The organism is Vibrio sp. Isolate34 (assembly GCF_022397915.1).
GTDB lineage: Bacteria > Pseudomonadota > Gammaproteobacteria > Enterobacterales > Vibrionaceae > Vibrio.
Genome location: NZ_JAKEUO010000059.1, coordinates 1 through 837, shown reverse-complemented (window position 1 = coordinate 837; position 837 = coordinate 1). Strand labels below are relative to the sequence as shown.

The 837-nt window shown below is 40.9% G+C and carries 2 tRNA genes and 1 rRNA gene; all 3 read left to right on the top strand.

Annotation, left to right across the window (positions count from 1 at the left end):
* Nucleotides 1-2 precede the first annotated feature (2 nt).
* Nucleotides 3-78 (top strand) — tRNA-Lys (locus tag L1D22_RS22215).
* A 69-nt stretch (nt 79-147) separates the two neighbouring features.
* A tRNA-Val gene (locus L1D22_RS22210) sits at nt 148-223 on the top strand.
* 378 nt (nt 224-601) lie between these two features.
* Nucleotides 602-837 (top strand): 23S ribosomal RNA (locus L1D22_RS22205); the annotation flags it as partial.

The following is an 837-nucleotide window of genomic DNA, read 5'->3' as shown; positions in this document are numbered from 1 at the left end:
TTGGGTCGTTAGCTCAGTTGGTAGAGCAGTTGACTTTTAATCAATTGGTCGCAGGTTCGAATCCTGCACGACCCACCATTCTTTCTCCGCGTAAAGGATGGCTTTTATTTTCACTTTTATAAAAGTGAAGACAAAAGGAACTATCGTGGGCGATTAGCTCAGTTGGGAGAGCACCTGCCTTACAAGCAGGGGGTCACTGGTTCGAGCCCGGTATCGCCCACCATTCTCTAAATATTCTTGGAAGTTAAACTCCAAACCACTTCTTATGTCGCTGGTTGGATTTTTCGACTGTGAGAGTCTTTAGAAAATGTGAATTTTAGAACACTGGTTCTTAAAGTCTCATGCTCTTTAACAATTTGGAAAGCTGACTGATTGATTACTTACGAGTAATTCAATCAAATTTAAAAGTTCTCAATGTTTATCTACTCTTATTTAATAAGAACAGTATAAACACAACAAACACATTCAAGTGTCTTGTATTCGAATCAAACCTAGTTTGATTCACATTGAGTCCGGCAAACAGTCATTGAGAATTAACCCTTCTTAATGACAACCAAAAACCTTGGTTAGTTGCCATACACAAGACCTTTTCGGGTTGTATGGTTAAGTGACTAAGCGTACACGGTGGATGCCTTGGCAGTCAGAGGCGATGAAAGGCGTAATAACTTGCGATAAGCCCAGATTAGGTAGTAATAACCTTTAAGTCTGGGATTCCTGAATGGGGAAACCCACTTACATAAGTAAGTATCCTGTTGTGAATACATAGCAACAGGAGGCAAACCGGGGGAACTGAAACATCTAAGTACCCCGAGGAAGAGAAATCAACCGAGATTCCGA